Annotated in this window: 19 protein-coding genes; 7 read left to right on the forward strand and 12 right to left on the reverse strand. The window is 45.5% G+C overall.

What is annotated here, in order from left to right:
- The first annotated feature begins 189 nt into the window (after positions 1–189).
- Positions 190–579, forward strand: coding sequence for a hypothetical protein (locus tag ABUA27_RS07620; protein ID WP_349820500.1), 390 nt, complete (start codon positions 190–192; stop codon positions 577–579).
- Between the two features lie 380 nt (positions 580–959).
- Here ABUA27_RS07620 and ABUA27_RS07625 read toward each other — a convergent pair whose 3' ends face one another.
- Positions 960–1,604, reverse strand: a complete 645-nt coding sequence (locus ABUA27_RS07625) for a hypothetical protein (protein ID WP_349820501.1) — start codon at positions 1,602–1,604, stop codon at positions 960–962.
- 194 nt (positions 1,605–1,798) lie between these two features.
- Between ABUA27_RS07625 and ABUA27_RS07630 the strand changes: the two genes are divergently transcribed.
- Positions 1,799–1,954 carry a hypothetical protein gene (locus ABUA27_RS07630; RefSeq protein ID WP_349820505.1) on the forward strand — a complete coding sequence of 52 codons (156 nt, stop codon included), beginning with the start codon at positions 1,799–1,801 and terminating at the stop codon, positions 1,952–1,954.
- A gap of 63 nt (positions 1,955–2,017) precedes the next feature.
- On the opposite strand, the gene ABUA27_RS07635 is transcribed toward ABUA27_RS07630, so the two are convergent.
- Positions 2,018–3,619 (reverse strand): recombinase family protein, encoded by a 1,602-nt coding sequence (locus ABUA27_RS07635; RefSeq protein WP_349820502.1) that lies wholly within the window; start codon positions 3,617–3,619, stop codon positions 2,018–2,020.
- 225 nt (positions 3,620–3,844) lie between these two features.
- On the opposite strand from ABUA27_RS07635, the gene ABUA27_RS07640 reads away from it, so the two are divergent.
- Positions 3,845–4,045 carry a hypothetical protein gene (locus tag ABUA27_RS07640; protein WP_002596235.1) on the forward strand — a complete coding sequence of 67 codons (201 nt, stop codon included), beginning with the start codon at positions 3,845–3,847 and terminating at the stop codon, positions 4,043–4,045.
- A 64-nt stretch (positions 4,046–4,109) separates the two neighbouring features.
- Here ABUA27_RS07640 and ABUA27_RS07645 read toward each other — a convergent pair whose 3' ends face one another.
- From ABUA27_RS07645 to tet(W), 10 genes are all read right to left on the reverse strand, one after another.
- A complete protein-coding gene (locus ABUA27_RS07645) occupies positions 4,110–4,304 on the reverse strand; it encodes a transposon-encoded TnpW family protein (protein ID WP_002596234.1) in 195 nt (64 codons plus the stop codon).
- Between the two features lie 14 nt (positions 4,305–4,318).
- Positions 4,319–5,161 carry an ATP-binding protein gene (locus ABUA27_RS07650; RefSeq protein WP_002596233.1) on the reverse strand — a complete coding sequence of 281 codons (843 nt, stop codon included), beginning with the start codon at positions 5,159–5,161 and terminating at the stop codon, positions 4,319–4,321.
- On the reverse strand, positions 5,158–5,952 hold the full coding sequence (locus ABUA27_RS07655; RefSeq protein ID WP_006356266.1) for a replication initiator protein A: 795 nt from the start codon (positions 5,950–5,952) through the stop codon (positions 5,158–5,160). The genes ABUA27_RS07650 and ABUA27_RS07655 overlap by 4 nt, the downstream gene beginning before the upstream one ends.
- Before the next feature lie 72 nt (positions 5,953–6,024).
- Positions 6,025–6,405 carry a cysteine-rich VLP domain-containing protein gene (locus ABUA27_RS07660; RefSeq protein WP_349820506.1) on the reverse strand — a complete coding sequence of 127 codons (381 nt, stop codon included), beginning with the start codon at positions 6,403–6,405 and terminating at the stop codon, positions 6,025–6,027.
- Positions 6,402–8,027 (reverse strand): relaxase/mobilization nuclease domain-containing protein, encoded by a 1,626-nt coding sequence (locus tag ABUA27_RS07665; RefSeq protein ID WP_002596230.1) that lies wholly within the window; start codon positions 8,025–8,027, stop codon positions 6,402–6,404. The genes ABUA27_RS07660 and ABUA27_RS07665 overlap by 4 nt, the downstream gene beginning before the upstream one ends.
- Entirely contained in the window at positions 7,999–8,397 is a 399-nt protein-coding gene (locus ABUA27_RS07670) for a plasmid mobilization protein (protein WP_349820503.1), read from the reverse strand. The genes ABUA27_RS07665 and ABUA27_RS07670 overlap by 29 nt, the downstream gene beginning before the upstream one ends.
- A gap of 497 nt (positions 8,398–8,894) precedes the next feature.
- Positions 8,895–9,107, reverse strand: a complete 213-nt coding sequence (locus tag ABUA27_RS07675) for a helix-turn-helix domain-containing protein (RefSeq protein WP_002586615.1) — start codon at positions 9,105–9,107, stop codon at positions 8,895–8,897.
- Positions 9,100–9,522, reverse strand: a complete 423-nt coding sequence (locus ABUA27_RS07680; RefSeq protein ID WP_002586616.1) for a sigma-70 RNA polymerase sigma factor region 4 domain-containing protein — start codon at positions 9,520–9,522, stop codon at positions 9,100–9,102. The genes ABUA27_RS07675 and ABUA27_RS07680 overlap by 8 nt, the downstream gene beginning before the upstream one ends.
- 171 nt (positions 9,523–9,693) lie before the next feature.
- Positions 9,694–10,461 (reverse strand): class I SAM-dependent methyltransferase, encoded by a 768-nt coding sequence (locus ABUA27_RS07685; RefSeq protein WP_002586626.1) that lies wholly within the window; start codon positions 10,459–10,461, stop codon positions 9,694–9,696.
- A 50-nt stretch (positions 10,462–10,511) separates the two neighbouring features.
- Positions 10,512–12,431, reverse strand: coding sequence for a tetracycline resistance ribosomal protection protein Tet(W) (gene tet(W) / locus ABUA27_RS07690; protein WP_002586627.1), 1,920 nt, complete (start codon positions 12,429–12,431; stop codon positions 10,512–10,514).
- A 629-nt stretch (positions 12,432–13,060) separates the two neighbouring features.
- Here tet(W) and ABUA27_RS07695 point away from each other — a divergent pair.
- From ABUA27_RS07695 to ABUA27_RS07710, 4 genes are all read left to right on the forward strand, one after another.
- Positions 13,061–14,215: an MATE family efflux transporter gene (locus tag ABUA27_RS07695; RefSeq protein WP_502879692.1), complete on the forward strand. Its 1,155-nt coding sequence runs from the start codon at positions 13,061–13,063 to the stop codon at positions 14,213–14,215.
- Between the two features lie 30 nt (positions 14,216–14,245).
- Positions 14,246–14,737, forward strand: coding sequence for a signal peptidase I (gene lepB, locus ABUA27_RS07700; protein ID WP_129982183.1), 492 nt, complete (start codon positions 14,246–14,248; stop codon positions 14,735–14,737).
- Positions 14,738–14,931: 194 nt separating this feature from the next.
- Complete coding sequence (locus ABUA27_RS07705; RefSeq protein ID WP_022424304.1) at positions 14,932–16,683, forward strand: hypothetical protein; 1,752 nt, start codon at positions 14,932–14,934, stop codon at positions 16,681–16,683.
- 121 nt (positions 16,684–16,804) lie between these two features.
- Positions 16,805–17,563 (forward strand): SDR family NAD(P)-dependent oxidoreductase, encoded by a 759-nt coding sequence (locus tag ABUA27_RS07710; protein ID WP_117460116.1) that lies wholly within the window; start codon positions 16,805–16,807, stop codon positions 17,561–17,563.
- Positions 17,564–17,641: the final 78 nt, after the last annotated feature.

Here is a 17,641-nt window from a genome sequence, read left to right on the forward strand (position 1 = left end):
GAAAAGTCCATAAAATCAGGACTTCTTTTCGTCGTGGAGATAGAGAGATAGAGGGCGCGAAAAAAAAGAGCATCACCGTAAGGTGATGCTCATTTGGCAAGGACTGTCAACATTCTGTCCTTGACTTTTGAACCAGTTTAGATGGTCGCATTCTATTATTTTTGTGCTAATCGTTTCTCTGACAAAGAAATGAAAAATAATTATTATGGATTATTAACTTGTAAAAGAATTAGAAATGTAGCAGCTCATAGTAATTGTATATTGAATGATTTGAGACCCCATACTGCTGAGCATCTAACAAATAAAGACATTATAAAGGAATTGATACGTATTCCATATATGAATTCCAATTTTAGAAAAAATAGAATGAGTAATGTGAGAATTCAACAGATCATCACATTATTCTATATGCACAAGAAAATGGTAAGAAGTGAAGGAGTTGCCTTGTACGAAAGTAGGGAATTGAAGAAATTAATGAGAAGAATTGATAAAAATTGTAGTTATTATAAGACAAATACACTAATCCATGGAACTTTCAAATTTCTTGGATTAGAGGAACTTTCAAATTTCTTGGATTAGTAGTTGACAATTGGTTTTAGACAAGGTACTATCAAAGTGGCTGGAAAAAGATATTCTTTTACGGTTGCGGCATTGTTCAAACGATGTTTGCACGGGTTTTCTATTAATAGACCTCTTCGGAGGTCTTTTTTGTACATGAAAAATACATGTTTCCATGTGTCTTGCTTAATAGTTGGATTGTAGTAAGTAAAAAGACGCTTCAAAATTCTCAGATCAGTCATTGACAGTTGGTTTTAGACAGTGTACTATCTACAGTAGATGAAAAAAGATATTCTTTTACGGATGCGGCATTGTGAAAAATGATGTTTGCACGGGTTTTCTATTAATGGACCTCTTCGGAGGTCTTTTTTACATATAAAAAACACATGTTTCCATGTGTCTTACTTAATAGTTGGATTGTAGTAAGTAATATGATGCTTCTTACAATAAGCATTGATTGAAGCTCTCCAGTCAGTATTTTTAGTATACTCTACTAAATAAGTCGCAATACCTTTTTCCTGACATGTACTTAAATATTTCTTTAAGCGTGTTGATACTTCAGTATCCTGTTTTACATATTTTTTACCCTGTTTCTTAGTCATCATACTAGTCTGGTTTATACCTGCAACCATCTTAGCATTCTTATAAACAGTTTCTCTATAATCATAGGCATTATTCACAATAACTTTTAACTTATTCTGATTTGCTTCTTTAATAAGAGCATCTAACGCATCTGCATCATCAATCTTACTAATAAAAATACCATCAGCCTTTAACTCTTCAGCTTTATGATGTGGTTTCTTTGAACTCATATAGAAATAAATCTGTTTAGACTTCTTTCTTAAAACCTTCATATCTTCTGTAGTTAAACCTTTACTTCTCACTACAATAAGATCATAATGCTTCTTTATCTTAAGAAGCTCACTCTTTTTCTTTTTAGTAAGGACTGCATATGTACTCACTTGTGATTTAACAGCTGTTTTAGAAGAACATCCAGTTAATACAAAGAAAGCACATAATACTAGTGTTAATATTTTTTTATACATTTTCTCATACCTCACATCTCCTACATTATCACAATTTTTTCAGAAAGTGAACCTTGATTGTTTTAAGTGTGATGTAGTTTTATAATAAATAACTAAAAGGGGACAGTTATATGACACAATATGAATCACAGTATGAGAGAATGATCAAGTAGCCAATCCCTTCTCTGATACTTACTCTCGCATTACCAACAACAATCTCAATGTTAGTGACTAATATCTATAACATGGCTGATACGTACTTTGTTTCTACAGTAGGGACAAGTGCTACAGGTGCAGTAGGGATCGTTTTTGGATTGATGGCGATATTACAAGCCTTTGGCTTTTGCTTATGTGTGATAAAGAAGCAATAGAAGTGCAAAAAATTTTGCCGTTCCTATCCGACACTTGGTCATTGTGTCGGATAGGTCGGGCGGTTATTCGGGCAAGTCAATCTTGCCGACAAAGCTGTAATAAATCTCAATGTCCTGCCTGCGGGTGCCGTTCTCATCATAGCTGCACTCATGCACCACAATTTTCTCGATCATTTCCCGCAAGAGAGTGGGGGTCAGTTCTTCAAAGGCAAGGTGCTTGCGGACAATGCCCATAAATTTCTCGGCGTTGACGGTAGCTGCCTGTGACTTGTCCAGTTCGGCTTGCAGGGCGGCGGCTCTCTTTTTCAGCTCCGCTTGCTCGGCTTCGTAGTCAGCCGACAGTTCCATGAAACGCTCATCGCTGATTTTGCCGTTTACATTGTCCTCATACAGCCGCTTGATAATGCGGCTGATTTCAGAAATGCGTTCCTGCGCCTGTTCAAGCTGCTTGATGGCTGCGGCGGTCTTTCGCTTGCCGCCGATCTCGTTCTGCTGGACAAGTAGTTTCACAAACCGGCTCTCATGCTTGGCTGCGTATTCGGTCACTTGCCGGAGATTTGCCAGGACACCAGCGGTCAACAGATCGGTGCGGATAAAGTGCGCCGTACAGTTGCGGGTGCGCTTCTTGTAGCTGCCGCAGATGTAGCAGTCCTGTTTGCGGTCTTTGTTCTGATACCGCTGCTGATACAGCACATGGCCGCAGTCGGCGCAGAACAAAATCCCGGAGAACAGCCCCACTTCATCGTAGCGGTTCGGGCGTTTGCGCTGTTTGCGTAACTCCTGCACCCGTTCCCATGTTTCCTTGTCGATGATCGGCTCATGGTGGTTCTCGAAAATGGCCTGCTTCTCGACGGGGTTCTCTATGCTGTGCTTGACCTTATAAGAAGGCTTTTCCGTTTTGAAGTTCACCAGACATCCGGTGTACTCTCGGTTTTCGAGGATATGAACGACGGTGTTGGTCGCCCATTTGCACTCATAGCCTGGGTGATAACGGCGGGTGCTGCCTGTCCGCTGATATTCCAGCGTCCCCGGCGTGGGGATTTGCTGCTCCGTCAGCATACGGGCAATCTTGGTCGGGCCGTTCCCGGCAAGGCAAAGCTGGTAAATCTGCTGCACCACCGGGGCGGCTTCCTCGTCTATAATAAAATTCTCGTCCTCGTCCATCACATAGCCGTAAACCGGCTTGCCGCTCATGCCTTTTGACTTTTTCACTGCCTTGATTTTCTTGCTCGTATCTCTCACCAGCCATTCATTGAACAGATTTCGCAGCGGGGTAAAATCGTTGTCCATGCCCTCGCTGGCACTGTCCACATTATCGTTGACAGCGATAAAACGCACACCCTTTTGAGGGAACAGCATTTCCGTGTAAAACCCTACCTGCAAGTAGTTTCGCCCTAACCGGCTCATGTCCTTGACGATGACCGTACCCACTTTCCCGGCTTCAATGTCCGCAAGCATGGCTTGAAATCCGGGCCGCTGGAAGTTCGCGCCGGAAAAACCGTCGTCGGTGTACCAGCGCAGATTGGTAAAGCCGTTCTGTTTTGCGTAGGTTTCGAGTATCCTTTTTTGGTTCGATATGGAATTACTCTCGCCTTGCAATTCATCCTCGTGGGACAATCTCGGATAAAGGGCGGTAATGAGGTTTTGGATGGCTTGTCTTAACATAAAATCCTCCGTTTCCGACAGCCAGCCCCACTATTCCGTGGTTTCATTGTACCACGGAACGGCGGGGGCTGTACAGCGGCAAAAGCGTTAAATTTGCTTCTTTACAGCTTTTCAATTTTCCGATTTTTATGGTATGGGTTGTCGTCCCATATTTGCAGTAGAAAAGTTCATAACTCCGTGGTATACTCTGATTTAACAAAAAAATCAGAAGTTAAAGGAGAAAACATGAAGTATACAATAGATGAATTAACCGCGGCCAAAAGGCAAATTGATTCAACTCTGCACAAGCTAAGAGAAACAGTAAAAACATTTGAATCAAAGGATAATTCCGAGCGTTATAAATCACAAATCACATTGGCAAAGAGAAGAATAAAAGCCTTTGAAATTGCAAATTATTTTATAGAGAATGAGATTAAGAATTGCTAAAGCACTTCCGATTTTCGTTCCAGCGGTCATGCTCCCTGGCATGGCCGCTTTTCCATGCCCCGGTTCACGCCGGATAAGTCGGCTCCTGTGTAGCAGCGGCTTCCGCTTCCAGTACCCGCGCCATTTTGTCGGCGGCTGTGGTTGTGGTGTCTTTCTTGAAATAGCCGGACACGACAAGGACGGAATTGCCCATGCGGATTTCCGTCACACAGTCAGGGCGGCGGGTGGTGCGGGTGTCGTGCTGCTTGTTATCTGCCATAGGCAATACTCCTTTCAGTCGGTAATCAGTTTCTTCATGCTCTCCATTTTCCGCTTGGCGGTTTCCTGCCGGAAGTTGTCGCCGGTAAAGCGTACCGGGACGCACATGGAAAGCAGGCGGTCATAAATCCGGGAATGGGCGGTGTCCTCCGGGTTGTGCAGGTCGTCCAGCGTAAGGTTGGTCGTGACGATCAGCGGCTTGCCGCTGCGGTAACGGCTGTCAATCACATTGAACACCTGTTCCAGCCCGTATTCCGTCCCGCGTTCCATGCCGAAGTCGTCAAGGATCAGCAGCGGATAACGACAAAGGCGGGAAATGTACTCGTTGCGCCCCTCAAAGCTGGCGGCAAGGTCATTGAGGATAAGAGCAAAGTTCGTCATGCGGACGGGGATTTCTTTCTCCATGAGGGCGTTTGCGATACAGCCTGCAAGGTAGCTTTTGCCGGTGCCTACGCCGCCCCAGAACAGGCAGCCGATATTGTCTGTCCGCATATCTTCCCAATGCTCCACATACCGGCGGGCAAGCCCGGTCTGCGGGTTCCTGCCGTTGTCGTTCTCGAAAGTCCAGTCCCGCATGGTGGGGTCGGTAAAGCCCCGGCGTTTCAGTTCTTCCACGGTGTCAAGGTGTCTGCGCCGCTTTTCGGCGGCTTCCCGTTCCTCGCGGGCGGTTCTCTGGCAGTCGCACTCTGCCGGGTGGCGGTCGCGCCCGAAGATAGCGGCCTTATCCGGCGCAAAATAGGCTTCTTTCGGCTTGCGGCACTTGCCGCAGTACAGTAAACCGTCCTCGCCGGTGTAGTCCTCCGGCTCCGGGATGGTGGTCGTCATATTCTCCAAAACCGCGTTGATTTCATTCTTCATAAACTCTCGCCCTCCTTGCATGAGTAGTCTGGTATGCCCTTTTTAGGGGCTTCCTTTTTGTCGTTCCCCGCCCATATCCGCAGGGCGGCGGCATAGTTCTGGTAGCTTTTCCCGTTGGCGGCAAGGTAGCGGCTCATTTCCTCGATGAACCGTTCCAGCCTGTCAGGGTACTCTGCCTGCAACTCGTCGTATTCGGTCTGTGACAGAAAAATATTTCCATATCGGCCATAGGGCGCGGACGGCCCCCCACTCACTCCCTTTGTTTGGCTCTCTGTAAGGTTGTTTATAGTAGTTTGGTTAGGGGACGGTTTTCCGACCATCATAAGGTCGGTTTTCTGACCATCAGTAGGACGGTTTTCCGGCTCTATGAGGGGCGGACTTCCGGCCATCAGTTGGTCTGAAAACTGTACCTGTGGCACTGGCGGTACTTTGACATAAAGCCGGTTCGGTGCGGAGAAGCCGCCCCGTTCCCGTTCCAACAGCCCCGCCGTGTCCAGTTCATTAAGCGCCCCCTTGATGGTGGTGCTGCCTTTATCCAGTATTTCTGCTATCTCCGCGATGGGATAGATAATATAAATCCTGCCCTCGTCGTCCAGCCACTTGTTTTTCTGGGAGAGGGTGGAACGGTCTAACAGCAGCGAATACAGCAGCTTGGCGGTCTGTGAAATCTCCATTTTCAGCAGGAAACGGGGATACGGCAGATAGGCGGGCAGCCGCGTGTCTGCCCTGATATAATCAGCGATAGGATCACCTCCCTGTGTTCGGGTTGATTTTGGCGTATTGTCACGCATTAAAACGCCGTTTCCGGGGGAAAAGGATAAATGTATCGCGTACCCTTTGACACCCACGAAAAAAGCCTTGATTTATGCGGGTTTGAAAGGCTCTAAAGCGTGACATCTCTGCCTTTGTTTCCGCTTTCTCTCGGCGGCTTTGATTTTCTTCATGCGCCCGGCGCAGTCGGGGCAGTATTTTCCCCGGTTGGATTTGGGGACAAAGGCCGCCCCGCAGACGGCACACCGTTTCCGGCTTCCCCGGCACAAGAGGGCTGCGGCCAGCTCCCCGTCAAGGGGCAGGACAGCCACACGGAACCAGTGGCACATGAGGGAAAAGGAAATGCTCTGGACGCACACGCAAGGCTCCCCGTCGTCCAATAGCAGGCAGTTCCCCTCATCGTAGTTACAGCACTCATGTACCAGCCGCCGCGCCCGCCGGTGCTGGCGGCTGGTACATGTGGGGCAGGTTATCGCTCATGGCTCTGCTCCTTTCTGCGGTGCGGCTCGTCCCGGCGCAAAATCTGGTCGATGTTCCGCTTGACGGTCTGCAACTCCTTGAACCGCTGTTTCTGTTCGTGATAGGTGTTATACAGGCCGTCTTTCTCGGAGATAAGCTGCTCGATCTCGGCCTGCAACGCTTTCCGGGCGGGCAGCTTGGTAATGCCATGCGCCTTGAAATACCGGGCTGCTGCGTCGGCTATGATAAAATCGCTCTCATGGGCCTGCCGGTATGCGGCGCGGGCTTTCTCGGATTTCTGTGCCCGCAGCCCGTCGCGGGCGGCCTTGGTCTGGGCGTAGGCCAACACCTGCCGCTGCAACTTCTTTTTCCCTTGCAGCTTCGTTTCCAGTGCTTTCAGTTCGCCGCTGGTCTGGCGCATTTTCTGATAGGCGGTGTCAACGGCGGCTTCTAACTGCTCCGGGGAAGTAAAGCCGTATTGCTGGTAGACGGACAGCGTTTTGGCGGCCTGCTTCAGATTGTGTATCTTCGCCCAGCGTTCATAGCCCCGGCCTTTGCCCTCGGCCATTTTCTGCTCAATGTCCACAAGCCGCTGCACTCCGTCCTGTTTCGGGGCGGCTATCTCGGCTCTTGCAACCTGCAAGCGGTCTTTTATGGTGCGTGGGGGATCGGGGGATCTGGCTGGCGCTTCGGCTGCTCTGGCGGCGTTTTGCTCTAAAACGGCAAAGACAGCGGCGCGGTCAAAATCGTCGCCCAGCTTCCGGGCGGTAATTGGCTTTGTCCTGTCCGGCGTGAGGTAGGAAAGCCGCCCCCGGCTCTCCTTGACGGTCACACCCTCCTGCAGCAACAGAGAGGAAAACTCGTCAAAGCTGGCGGCGGTGGCAAGGGCTTTCCGTAGGGTCTGCCGCAGCTTCTCCTTGTTCGTTTCAAACTTGGTCTGCCGGGGCGTGATACTATCGGCAATCATGGGGGCGTTCTGCTTGTCCAGCGCGGCCTGTCCCTTTTTCTGCGCCCAATACTCCCGGTCGGTGACGCGGTTCTTGCTGCCGTTCAAGAGGTCGATTTGATAAAGCCCCTCCCGGTGGCACATCTCCATGACTTCGGATTTGAAGTAGCGCAGGGCAGCGTCGGTACATCGGTGCTTGCAGCCGACTTTCGTATCGGCCGGCCTGTCCATGTAGGGCAGGAACGGCACTTCCTCAATCCGCAGGCTGTTTATGACGATATGCACATGAATGTTGCCGCTGTGGTTATGCCCGTCCGGGTGGGTGCAGACAAGGGCCTGGTGGCCGGGAAAATGCTCTTTACAGAATTGTTCCCCCAACGCCTGCGCCCGGTCTACGGTCAGGCCGTTGTCCGGCCCGTCCCGCGGGTCAAAGCTGATGATGTAGTGGTGGCTTTTCACATCTTCCCGCCGCTGGTTTTTCTGATAGCGGAGATTGGCCCGCATACACGCAACGGCAAAATCCTCCCCGTCGCAGTTCAGCGTGGACAGCCGGTAGTCCTCGCGGGGGATAAGCCTGCCGGTTTCATCAAGGACGGGCTTCATGGTAAACTCGTCATGCTCAAAGAGAAGATATTGCTCGGCGGCTCCGTAGTCGGCGTTTTTAGAGTTGATATGCTTGAGTGTTGCCAACCGCGTCACCTACTTTCTTGAGGACTTCATACTTGAGGACGGCAAGGTCGGATATGGCGGCGCGTACCTCGCCGGAAAGGGTGTTGTAGGGTACGCCGTATTCGTTCAGATACCGGGCAATCTGATTGAGGTTGCCGCCGATCCTGCCGTACTCGGCTGTCAGCTTCCCGACAGCGGAAAGCAACTCGTCATTGACCGACGACACATGGACAACCGGGCGTATGGTCGCCCGCCGTATCGCCTGCCGGAGAAATTCGGACTGGCTGATACCATAGGGCGCAAACCGCGCTGTGAAGTCGGCATACTCATCTTTGGACAGCCGGGTTTTCACAACGCGGCTGCGGTGGGGCGTGTTGTATTTCTTTCGCATGGTGTGACCTCCTTTCTCGCCCGTAAGGGCGCATGAGCAGGGTTTGGGGAAGGCACTCCCCAACAAGTTTCCCGCGAGGGGCAAAACTGCAGAATTGCGGATTTTGGCACCGTGGTAGAAACTTGCTCTCCGTGACTGCAAACTTTCTCTCACTTCCGTCCGCCACTTTTTTGGAAAACTGCAACCACAAAAGTTTGTTTCTCTTTTTCTGCTACTACTAATCCTGTAAAGGGCATTCCTGCCCGCTTTCGCTAAAATGACACCGGACGCAGTGGTTTCTACCCGGTGTTGGAGAAATCCTTTCTCTTTGCCCTCTACTACGGGTAAATGCTCCAAATGCCAAACACCAGGGCAGAAAAATTCCCTCCTCGCTTACTACTACAACCGGCAGGGGGCAAAATGGCCGGGAGCGGAGCCGGACAACAAAAAAAGCAGTAAATCTTTTTCAAGACTTACTGCTTTCGCTGGCCGCGTCGGTGGCGGCTGGTATTCAGTTTTTATGACTTGTCCGGTGGTTCGTCAAGCCGGAACTTGAATTGACAGTCAATTAACCGCTGCTTTACATAGTCCTCCACCTCGGCGTTGACCTGCCCGTTCACTTTTGAGAAATAGCGGATATATCCGGCGTAGTGGAGCAGGACAGCGTTCACGGCTTCTGGGTCGCCCTCACGGGCTTTGAGGATTGTTTCATAGGGGAGAAGTCTACTCATACCGGCTCACCCCCATTTCTTCGCGTAGCCGCTGCAAGGCAAGCTGGATATGCCGCCCCGCTGTGCTGCGTGACCGGCCAATACACGCGCCGATCACGCGCTGCGGCTGGCGCAGAAAGTAATAGCGCAGGATTTCTTCCCGCGTCTGCTCCGGCAAAACAGAGATCGCGTCGGCAAGGGCGGCGTTGCAGAGCAGGACGGTCTGACCGCAGACGGTAAATGGGTATTCCTCGTCCGGCTCCGACGCGGCAAACTGGACAAACTTCTCGTTCATCAGATAGTCAAGGGAAACTTGCCGTTCCCATTGCCGTTTAAGCTTCAAAATCTTGTCCAAGGCGGCACAGCGGATAACAGTCTTGCAAAAGGCGTTGTACCTGCGCTGGATATATTCTTGATAGGCTATCTGGTCGGTCATGGAAATTCCCCTTTCTGAATAATAGTGCGGGGCGGTGGCACTTCTTGCTGTCGCCCCTTGATTGCCTACCAGCAAAGGCGGGCGGGGCTGTCAACGGCTGCGCATATGCGCCGTTCATCTTGACCGTTGACTGGCTCGGCTGGGTTTGCTATTTACCCGACAAACTTGAATTTATTTTAAGCTATCACGTTTTACCTTCTTAAGCCTTACTATCATTACCATAGGAATTTCTTTGTTGGTTTTAAAACATTCTTCATAAAATCCATCAATGACAAATCCAGCTCTAAAACAAAGGTTAAAAATATCTTGTATGGAACGATGATAATAAATCTGCTCTTTCGGTTGCCCTTCAATCGCTATATCATAGTAACTGTGCGGTGTCATATATTTTTCAGTCAACGTGACAAAACAAGGGTGTTGCGTTGCAAAGACAAAAATTCCGCTTTCCTGCAACAGTTCATAAACAGCCATAAGAAGTGGTTCAATATCCGTAATATCCATAATTGCCATATTAGAAACTGCTTTCGTAAAGGCTCGATTTCTTTTTAATTCTAATATACTTTTTCTATCGGTCGCATCCGCCACACAAAATTCAATTTGTTTTGCATATTGTGATTGCCGTCTTTTAGCCAATTCTATCATTTTTTTGCTGTAATCAAAAGCGACAACCGAAGCGCCTCTTTGTGCAAGATACGAAGAATAATTTCCATTGCCACACGCAATATCCAAAATGTAATCCGCAGGATTAGGAGATAGAAGTTCCGTTACTTTGGGACGCACTACCTCTCTGTGAAATTCATTAGATTCGTCACCCATTGCATTATCCCAAAATTGTGCGTTCTCCTCCCAGATTTTTTTACTTTCCTCTGTTCCCATGTTCTCTCCCACTCCCCAAATTTGCTTTTTTGCTTCCATTAAATCTTCCTTACTATATTCCATTGTTACCCTCCATAACTTCTGATTGTTGCCGTCTTGACGATTATGTATCTTTACATTACCTTCTGAAACATATGGCGCACCTTGTCCAGGCGGCTGTTTGGACGGCGGGGCTGGATGACCGGCTGACCGACAGCGGCCTGATATCCTTTCAGCTCTGTAAGGCATACGCTCCGCCCGTTGGTGTAAAAGGCCAGATCAGTACGGTATGCCTGTATACAGCGGGCGGGAATCTCGCCAGTAAAGACAACTTCATCCTTTTTTACCTGGGCCGTTTCGATGGTGGCACAGTATTTCGGTGCATCATGATAAGCCCTGGAAAGGTATTCCTGGGGCGCATAGAGGATGAAGGAGAGATAAGGTTCCAGCAGCTGCGTCCCCGATTCCTTCAATGCCTGTTCCAATACAATCGGGGCCAATGAGCGGAAGTCCGCCGGCGTGCTGACCGGACTGTAATAAAGCCCGTATTCAAAGCAAATCTTACAGTCCGTTACGTTCCAGCCGAACAAGCCCTGCTCCAGCCCGTAACGGATACCATCCCTGACAGCGTTTTGAAAACTCTGGTTCAAGTATCCCAGCGAAACCCGGCTCTCGTATTGTACACCGGAGCCAAGCGAGAGTGGTGTAACAGACAGTCCTATGGATGCCCAAAACGGGTTGGGCGGCACCTCGATATGGATGGTGTGGCTGGCTGCTTTGAGCGGCCGCTCCATATAAATGACGGAGGGTTCCTTTACCACTGTTTCAAGCTTGTATTTTTCCGACAGCAAAGCGGAAACAACCTCCAACTGCACCCGGCCCAAAAAAGAAAGAATGATCTCATGGGTGATGGAATCCACTTCGCAACGCAAAAGCGGGTCAGTATCCGCAAGTTGCGTAAGAGCGTCCAGCAGCCGTTCTCTTTGCGCTGCCGTTTTCGGCGCAATCGTCGTCCGCAGCATGGGGAGGGGGTCCTCGCGCCACCTTTTACGAGGGAGCCGGGTTTGGTCCCCTAATACATCGTTTAACCTCACGCTGTCGCTGGGAAGGATAACAATTTCACCCTGATAAGCGGTGTCTGTCCGAACAATTTCCCCTTTGGATGGAATACGCATCTCTGTGATTTTCAGCTTTTCTCTCCCGGCCAGGGCCACCGTATCCCGCAGGCGCAGCGTTCCGCTGTATAACCGTAGATAGACACGCCGCTGGCCGCAATCGGTGTACTCAACCTTGAAAACGCTGCCGCATAGGGCGGCGCCCCCCTGTTCCCCAATCGGTTGGAACAGCCCTGTCACCGCATCCATCAACGGTTGAATGCCAAGGCCATTTTTGGCGCTGCCATGATAGACTGGGAACAGGGAGGCGTCTTGAACCCGCTGCTGTTCCTCCCGCGCAAGTTTTTCCCGGCTGATTGGTTCTCCTGCGATATACTTTTCCAATAATTCATCGTTATTTTCGATGACCGCATCCCATGCTTCTATGTCGGTATTTTCCTCCAGGACTATTTCCGGGGACAGCGACACCGTCTGCTTGATGATAATATCGGCGGAGAGCTTATCCCGAACAGACTGAACCACGCTCTGCAAATCAACGCCAGCCTGGTCGATCTTGTTGATAAAGATAACGGTGGGAATGTTCATTTTCCGCAGGGCATGGAACAGAATACGGGTCTGGGCCTGCACGCCATCTTTAGCGGAGATCACCAAGATGGCCCCATCTAAAACAGCCAAAGAGCGGTACACCTCCGCCAAAAAATCCATGTGGCCGGGCGTATCCACAATGTTAACTTTACATCTGTGCCACTGGAAGGAAGTGACTGCCGCTTGAATGGTAATCCCACGCTGCCGCTCCAAAAACATGGTGTCCGTCCTCGTTGTCCCTTTTTCGACGCTCCCCGGTTCTGAAATGGCTCCGCTGGCATATAGCAGGCTCTCCGTCAAGGTCGTCTTTCCAGCGTCTACATGGGCAAGAATTCCAATATTGATTATTTTCATGTGATTGCCCTCCCTTTACAGCCCCAAAGGGCATAAAAATCCCCAGCAGTAAAATACTTTTACCACTGGGGATTATAAGTTGCGGACATACACATATACAGCATACACCTGTTTGTGATTGCTGTTTTTGGGGATATGTCAAAATTGATAAGGCAAAAGTATTCTTAAATTGGGTACAAAAAACTAAGCCCCTACAAAAGGAGCTATCATAATCCTTTGTTCCCACTATCTGATTATAGTTTTATTTAAGAATACCTTGCCGCATATTTTTTACTCCTTTTCTGAATTAAATCCATTGTATCACATCAGTTTTAGGAAAGCAAGTACCTAAAAGAAATTTTTCTTCCCCTTATATGTAACAATCATACCGGCTTCCTAGCGTTCAGAATGTTTTCTGCTGTCTGCTGTGGTGTTTGGTTGGAATTGTCCAACCAAAAGCCGATCCGTGGTGTTGTCTGCATTTTACTAAATACAAATTCAATGTATACAGAAAGATATAAGGAGTGGGAGGGATTCCGCCGTAGTTGGCATTGTAGGAAAATCCAAAAGTTTAGATTTTCCCACAATGCTTATCTTTTGGTCTTTGGTTCGGAATAGTGTAGTGCTGGCGGTCTATCTCTTGTTTTCGGTTGCTTGCTTCCTTACCGTACATGAGCATTATGTTTGGACATGGAGCAGGCGCAAATATATCAAGAAGACTAGGGGCAAAAAGAGTAGAAGAAGCACGTATATTTGCATCTACAAGCTTTTTTAGTTCACTCTTTTTTGGTGCTTTGATTGCGGTGCTGGGCCTTATATTCCTAAACCCGCTTATGTATTTAATGGGTTCAACTTCTACCATATTACCTTATGCAAGAGCCTATGCCTTCTTTATTTTGATTGCCGCACCTGCCATGACTTCATCATGTGTGATGAATAATATACTAAGATATGAAGGACAAGCATCACTTGCGATGATTGGACTTACATCCGGTTCTATTATTAATATCTTTGGTGATTATATTTTTATGCGAATATTTCATATGGGTGTCACTGGTGCAGGACTCTCTACTGCCCTGTCTCAATATATCAGTGCATTCATTCTCTATTCTATGTATCACAAAGGAAAGACACAAAGTTGTTTTAAATGGCAATATGTAAGTTTAGAAAAATATGTTATTGGAAGTATTGTTGCGGTAGGATTCCCATCACTCTGTCGTCAGGGATTAAATAGTATCAGTGTTATGACTCTTAACTTTGCGGCAGGAATCTATGGTGATGAAGCGATTGCGGCAATGAGTGTTGTGAGTCGTATATCTAATCTCATCTTCTCAGTAGGAGTAGGTATAGGTCAGGGGTTTCAGCCAGTATCAGCATTTAGCTATGGTGCTAAACGATATGACCGTTTGAAACAGGCATTTATTTTCACATTGACTCTTTCTACTATTCTATTAAGTATTATTAGTGTCATCTGTTTATGCTTCACAAAACCGCTTCTCTTACTCTTTACACAGGATAGTCAAGTACTCTCTATTGCGCAGCTTGCGATGAAATTTGAATGTATTGCGATATTCTTCATGGCTATTAGTATCGGCGCAAATATGTTATTCCAAAGTATTGGTAGAAGTGTCATAGCGACATTCCTAGCTGCTTTAAGAAGTGGTTTGGCTTTTATCTCACTTGTTATCCTATTGCCTCACATATGGGGTATTACAGGTTTAGCCTTATCTCAGCCTATAGCTGATTTATGTGCAAGTATTATTCCTATTCCCTTTATTTTTAGTTTATTCAAGGAATTATCCTAAAACTATGGTATAATCGTTTCGGTGATTAAAATGAAAAATATGAAACAAACAGTATTAGAATATGTAAAAGTAATTCTTGTGACAGTAGTTCTTACATATGGTTTCTTATTCTTTGTCCAGATTTCTCATGTAGAAGGACAATCTATGGAACCTAATTATCATGAAGGGAACATTGTCTTAGTTAATAAGCAGTTCTATCATTATGATGATGTAAAATATGGTGATGTTGTCATTGCAAAATGTAATATATTAGGACAGCAGAGACAGATCATTAAAAGAGTCATTGGCAAGCAGGGGGATACAATAGAATGTATTGATCATGAACTCTACCGTAATGGTAAGAAAGTCAATGAAACATATATAAACGAACAAATGACAGACACCAACTGGACTTATACAGTTCCTAAAGGTGATGTCTTTATTATGGGGGATAATAGAAACCATTCTACTGATTCTCGTTATATAGGTGCTGTTTCTTTTAAGAAAGAAATAGTCGGTAAAGTATTCTTTAAGGCCTTCTAGTAAAGGTCTTTTTTATATTACAGATTAGATTTAACTAACTTAGCAAGCAAAATATGGGAATTTACTAAATTCCATAAATAATAACGCTTACATATGATAATTACAAAATTAGGCTTTGCATATTGTAAATATCTCTGTTATTATGGGGTAAAATAGATAGGAGCTAACATAATCTATTTAGAAAGGATGAAAAAATGGCTAAGAAATTCGAAATTACTAGAGGTAATGCAATCTTAAACTTCTCTGAAGAATTCTGTCAGAGTAGATGTGAATTAGTGGAAAGTGAATCTTTCTCTAAAGTATTGGAGAAATTCATTAAGAATCAGCGCAGATTAGAAACACAGTTATATATTTATTTACATGAACGCAATGCGGATGATTTCTTCTTATTAGGAGATTTAAGAAGCATTTTCAAGTTATTACTTGTACTTGATGCAGAACAGGTTTGTGCATTAAGACCAGAATATGCAGTGTATTTTGAAGATCGTGATATGTTCGTAAAGTTAATTGAAGACATTTATTTATACTGGAGAAAACTTCAGAGATATGCAATTGTTTTCAATGACTCAAAGAAATCAGGTTACCAGAGTGTACAGTTCGCTGATGCTCAGGAAGAGTTTGAAAAACTTGTATTAGAAGTATATCGTTCAATGCAGAGAGCTGTAGGTAAGAACGATAAGGTATTAAGACAGATTACAGCAGGTGTGAATGCTGGTTTAACTGTTACTCACTTAACTACAGGTTTACCTGATGATTATGAATGTTTAAAGGATGTTCCATTCATTGAACAGGTTGTTATTCATCCACCATTTATCACTTATTCTAAGAGAAATAAAAGAGATGGTGTATTCCCAGAAAGTAGAACAAATCCAGTTACTGATTTAACATTTAATCCTGATCAGTGGTTATGTTACCCTGCAAAGGTTGGTAAGTTATTATGTTTCGTTTACTTCAATACTAAGTTTATGGCACAGGGCGTTACTTTATGTAACTTATTTGAACTTGCTGATGAATCAGAATATAGACATAATAAACCAGATCTAGTATATGTATATGGTTATGAAGATGGTAAGAAGGATCAGTCATTCTTCCAGGATGACAAGAACGATATGATGGTTGCTAAACTATCAGCAAGTGATGAATTCGATTACTTCGGATATATGAAGAAGATGTGTTTAACACTTCACAACGTATCTAACATCAACCACCATAAACTACCTATCCATGGTGCTATGATCCAGATGAAGTTACATGATGGTTCTGAAAAGAATATCGTTGTAATGGGTGACTCTGGTGCTGGTAAATCAGAAACTATTGAACAGATTAAGGCTTATGGTGAAGCTTATATCGAAGATATCAAGACTATCTATGATGATATGGGTTGCTTATCATTAGTTGATGGTAAAGTAAAGACTTCAGGTACAGAAGTTGGTGCCTTCGTTCGTCTTGATGACTTAGATGCTGGTTACAGCTTTAAGGAATTAGATAGATCTGTATTCATGAACCCAGATAAGGTCAATGCACGTATCGTAATTCCTATTACTGATTATAAAGATGTTATCGCTGATCATGATGTAGATATCTTCTTATATGCTAATAACTATGAAGCTGAAGGTGAAGCCTTAGAATTCTTTGATAATGAAGAAGATGCATTAAAGGTATTCAGAGCTGGTAACCGTATGGCTAAGGGTACTACTACTGAATATGGTTTAGTTGGCTCTTATTTCGCAAACCCATTTGGTCCAGTTCAGAGAAAAGAACAGACAGAACCATTATTACAAGAATTCTTCCATAAGATGTTTGAACAGGGTGTACAGGTTGGTGTACTTCGTACAAGACTTGGTATTAAGGGTCAGGAATATGATGGTCCTAGAACTGCTGCAAAGACTATCTTACACTATGTAACTGGTGATAATGATCTTAAGGAATTACCAGAAGAACAGTAATATTCCAAACACTTCAAGATTATTCTTGAGGTGTTTTTTTATACAAAAATAGATGAATTTGATTATTCACTCTATGAATACGCTTACAGTTATGTTACTATTTTAACAAGGAGGCTTAAATATGGGTAAATTAGATAATAAAGTCGCTATCGTTACAGGCGGTAACGCAGGTGTTGGTAAAGCTATTGCAAAATTATTTGCAAGTGAAGGTGCAAAGGTTGTTATTTCAGCAAGAAGAAAAGAAGTATTAGAAGAAGTAGGTAAAGAAATTGAAGAAGCAGGAGGCACTGTTTTATGTGTACCTACTGATATTTCTAAGATTGATGATGTAAAGAACCTGGTTTCTAAAACTGTAGAAGCATTTGGTAAAGTAGATGTATTAGTGAATAATGCAGGTGTACTTGATAAAGGATTAAATGCGATTGATCGTATTGATTATGATGATTTAAATAGAGTTATTGATATTAACCAGAAGGGTACAATGTATTGTATGTCTGAAGCATTAAAGGTTATGACAAGTGGTGCTTCTATTGTAAATATTGCAAGTGTTGCAGGTCAGTTTGGTGCTGGAGGAGCTGTTTACGTTTCTACAAAAGCAGCTATTATTGGTGTTACTAAACATACTGCAATGCGTTTTGCGAAAGAAAATATTCGTTGTAATGTTATTTGTCCTGGTAGTATTACTACAGATATGGCAGCAGGCTTAACACCTGATACAATGGATATGAAGATGATGGGTGCAATGAGTGCGCATAGTGATTTATCACTTAAACCATGTAGTCCAGAAGATGTTGCAAGAGTCACTCTTTTCTTAGCAAGTGATGATGCAGCGCCTATTACAGGACAGGTTGTAGTCACTGATTATGGTGTAGACTTATAATAGAGAGGCTGTAACGGGTAAATAACTCATTATAGTTTCATAAAAAGCAAAAGACGGACCGAGGTCCGTCTTTTGTGG

The sequence above is a fragment of the Catenibacterium sp. RTP21428st1_D7_RTP21428_210409 genome (assembly GCF_040227455.1).
In the GTDB taxonomy this organism is placed as follows: domain Bacteria; phylum Bacillota_I; class Bacilli_A; order Erysipelotrichales; family Coprobacillaceae; genus Catenibacterium; species Catenibacterium mitsuoka_A.

Excerpts from the sequence above, each read along its gene's own strand:
- ABUA27_RS07670 (WP_349820503.1), bottom strand. The coding sequence starts at position 8,397 with ATGCGAAAGAAATACAACACGCCCCACCGCAGCCGCGTTGTGAAAACC.
- ABUA27_RS07685 (WP_002586626.1), bottom strand. The coding sequence starts at position 10,461 with ATGGAATATAGTAAGGAAGATTTAATGGAAGCAAAAAAGCAAATTTGG.
- ABUA27_RS07655 (WP_006356266.1), bottom strand. The coding sequence starts at position 5,952 with ATGCGTGACAATACGCCAAAATCAACCCGAACACAGGGAGGTGATCCT.
- ABUA27_RS07640 (WP_002596235.1), top strand. The coding sequence starts at position 3,845 with ATGAAGTATACAATAGATGAATTAACCGCGGCCAAAAGGCAAATTGAT.
- ABUA27_RS07635 (WP_349820502.1), bottom strand. The coding sequence starts at position 3,619 with ATGTTAAGACAAGCCATCCAAAACCTCATTACCGCCCTTTATCCGAGA.
- ABUA27_RS07620 (WP_349820500.1), top strand. The coding sequence starts at position 190 with ATGAAAAATAATTATTATGGATTATTAACTTGTAAAAGAATTAGAAAT.
- ABUA27_RS07650 (WP_002596233.1), bottom strand. The coding sequence starts at position 5,161 with ATGAAGAATGAAATCAACGCGGTTTTGGAGAATATGACGACCACCATC.
- ABUA27_RS07675 (WP_002586615.1), bottom strand. The coding sequence starts at position 9,107 with ATGAGTAGACTTCTCCCCTATGAAACAATCCTCAAAGCCCGTGAGGGC.
- ABUA27_RS07710 (WP_117460116.1), top strand. The coding sequence starts at position 16,805 with ATGGGTAAATTAGATAATAAAGTCGCTATCGTTACAGGCGGTAACGCA.
- lepB (WP_129982183.1), top strand. The coding sequence starts at position 14,246 with ATGAAAAATATGAAACAAACAGTATTAGAATATGTAAAAGTAATTCTT.
- ABUA27_RS07645 (WP_002596234.1), bottom strand. The coding sequence starts at position 4,304 with ATGGCAGATAACAAGCAGCACGACACCCGCACCACCCGCCGCCCTGAC.
- ABUA27_RS07625 (WP_349820501.1), bottom strand. The coding sequence starts at position 1,604 with ATGTATAAAAAAATATTAACACTAGTATTATGTGCTTTCTTTGTATTA.
- ABUA27_RS07705 (WP_022424304.1), top strand. The coding sequence starts at position 14,932 with ATGGCTAAGAAATTCGAAATTACTAGAGGTAATGCAATCTTAAACTTC.
- ABUA27_RS07680 (WP_002586616.1), bottom strand. The coding sequence starts at position 9,522 with ATGACCGACCAGATAGCCTATCAAGAATATATCCAGCGCAGGTACAAC.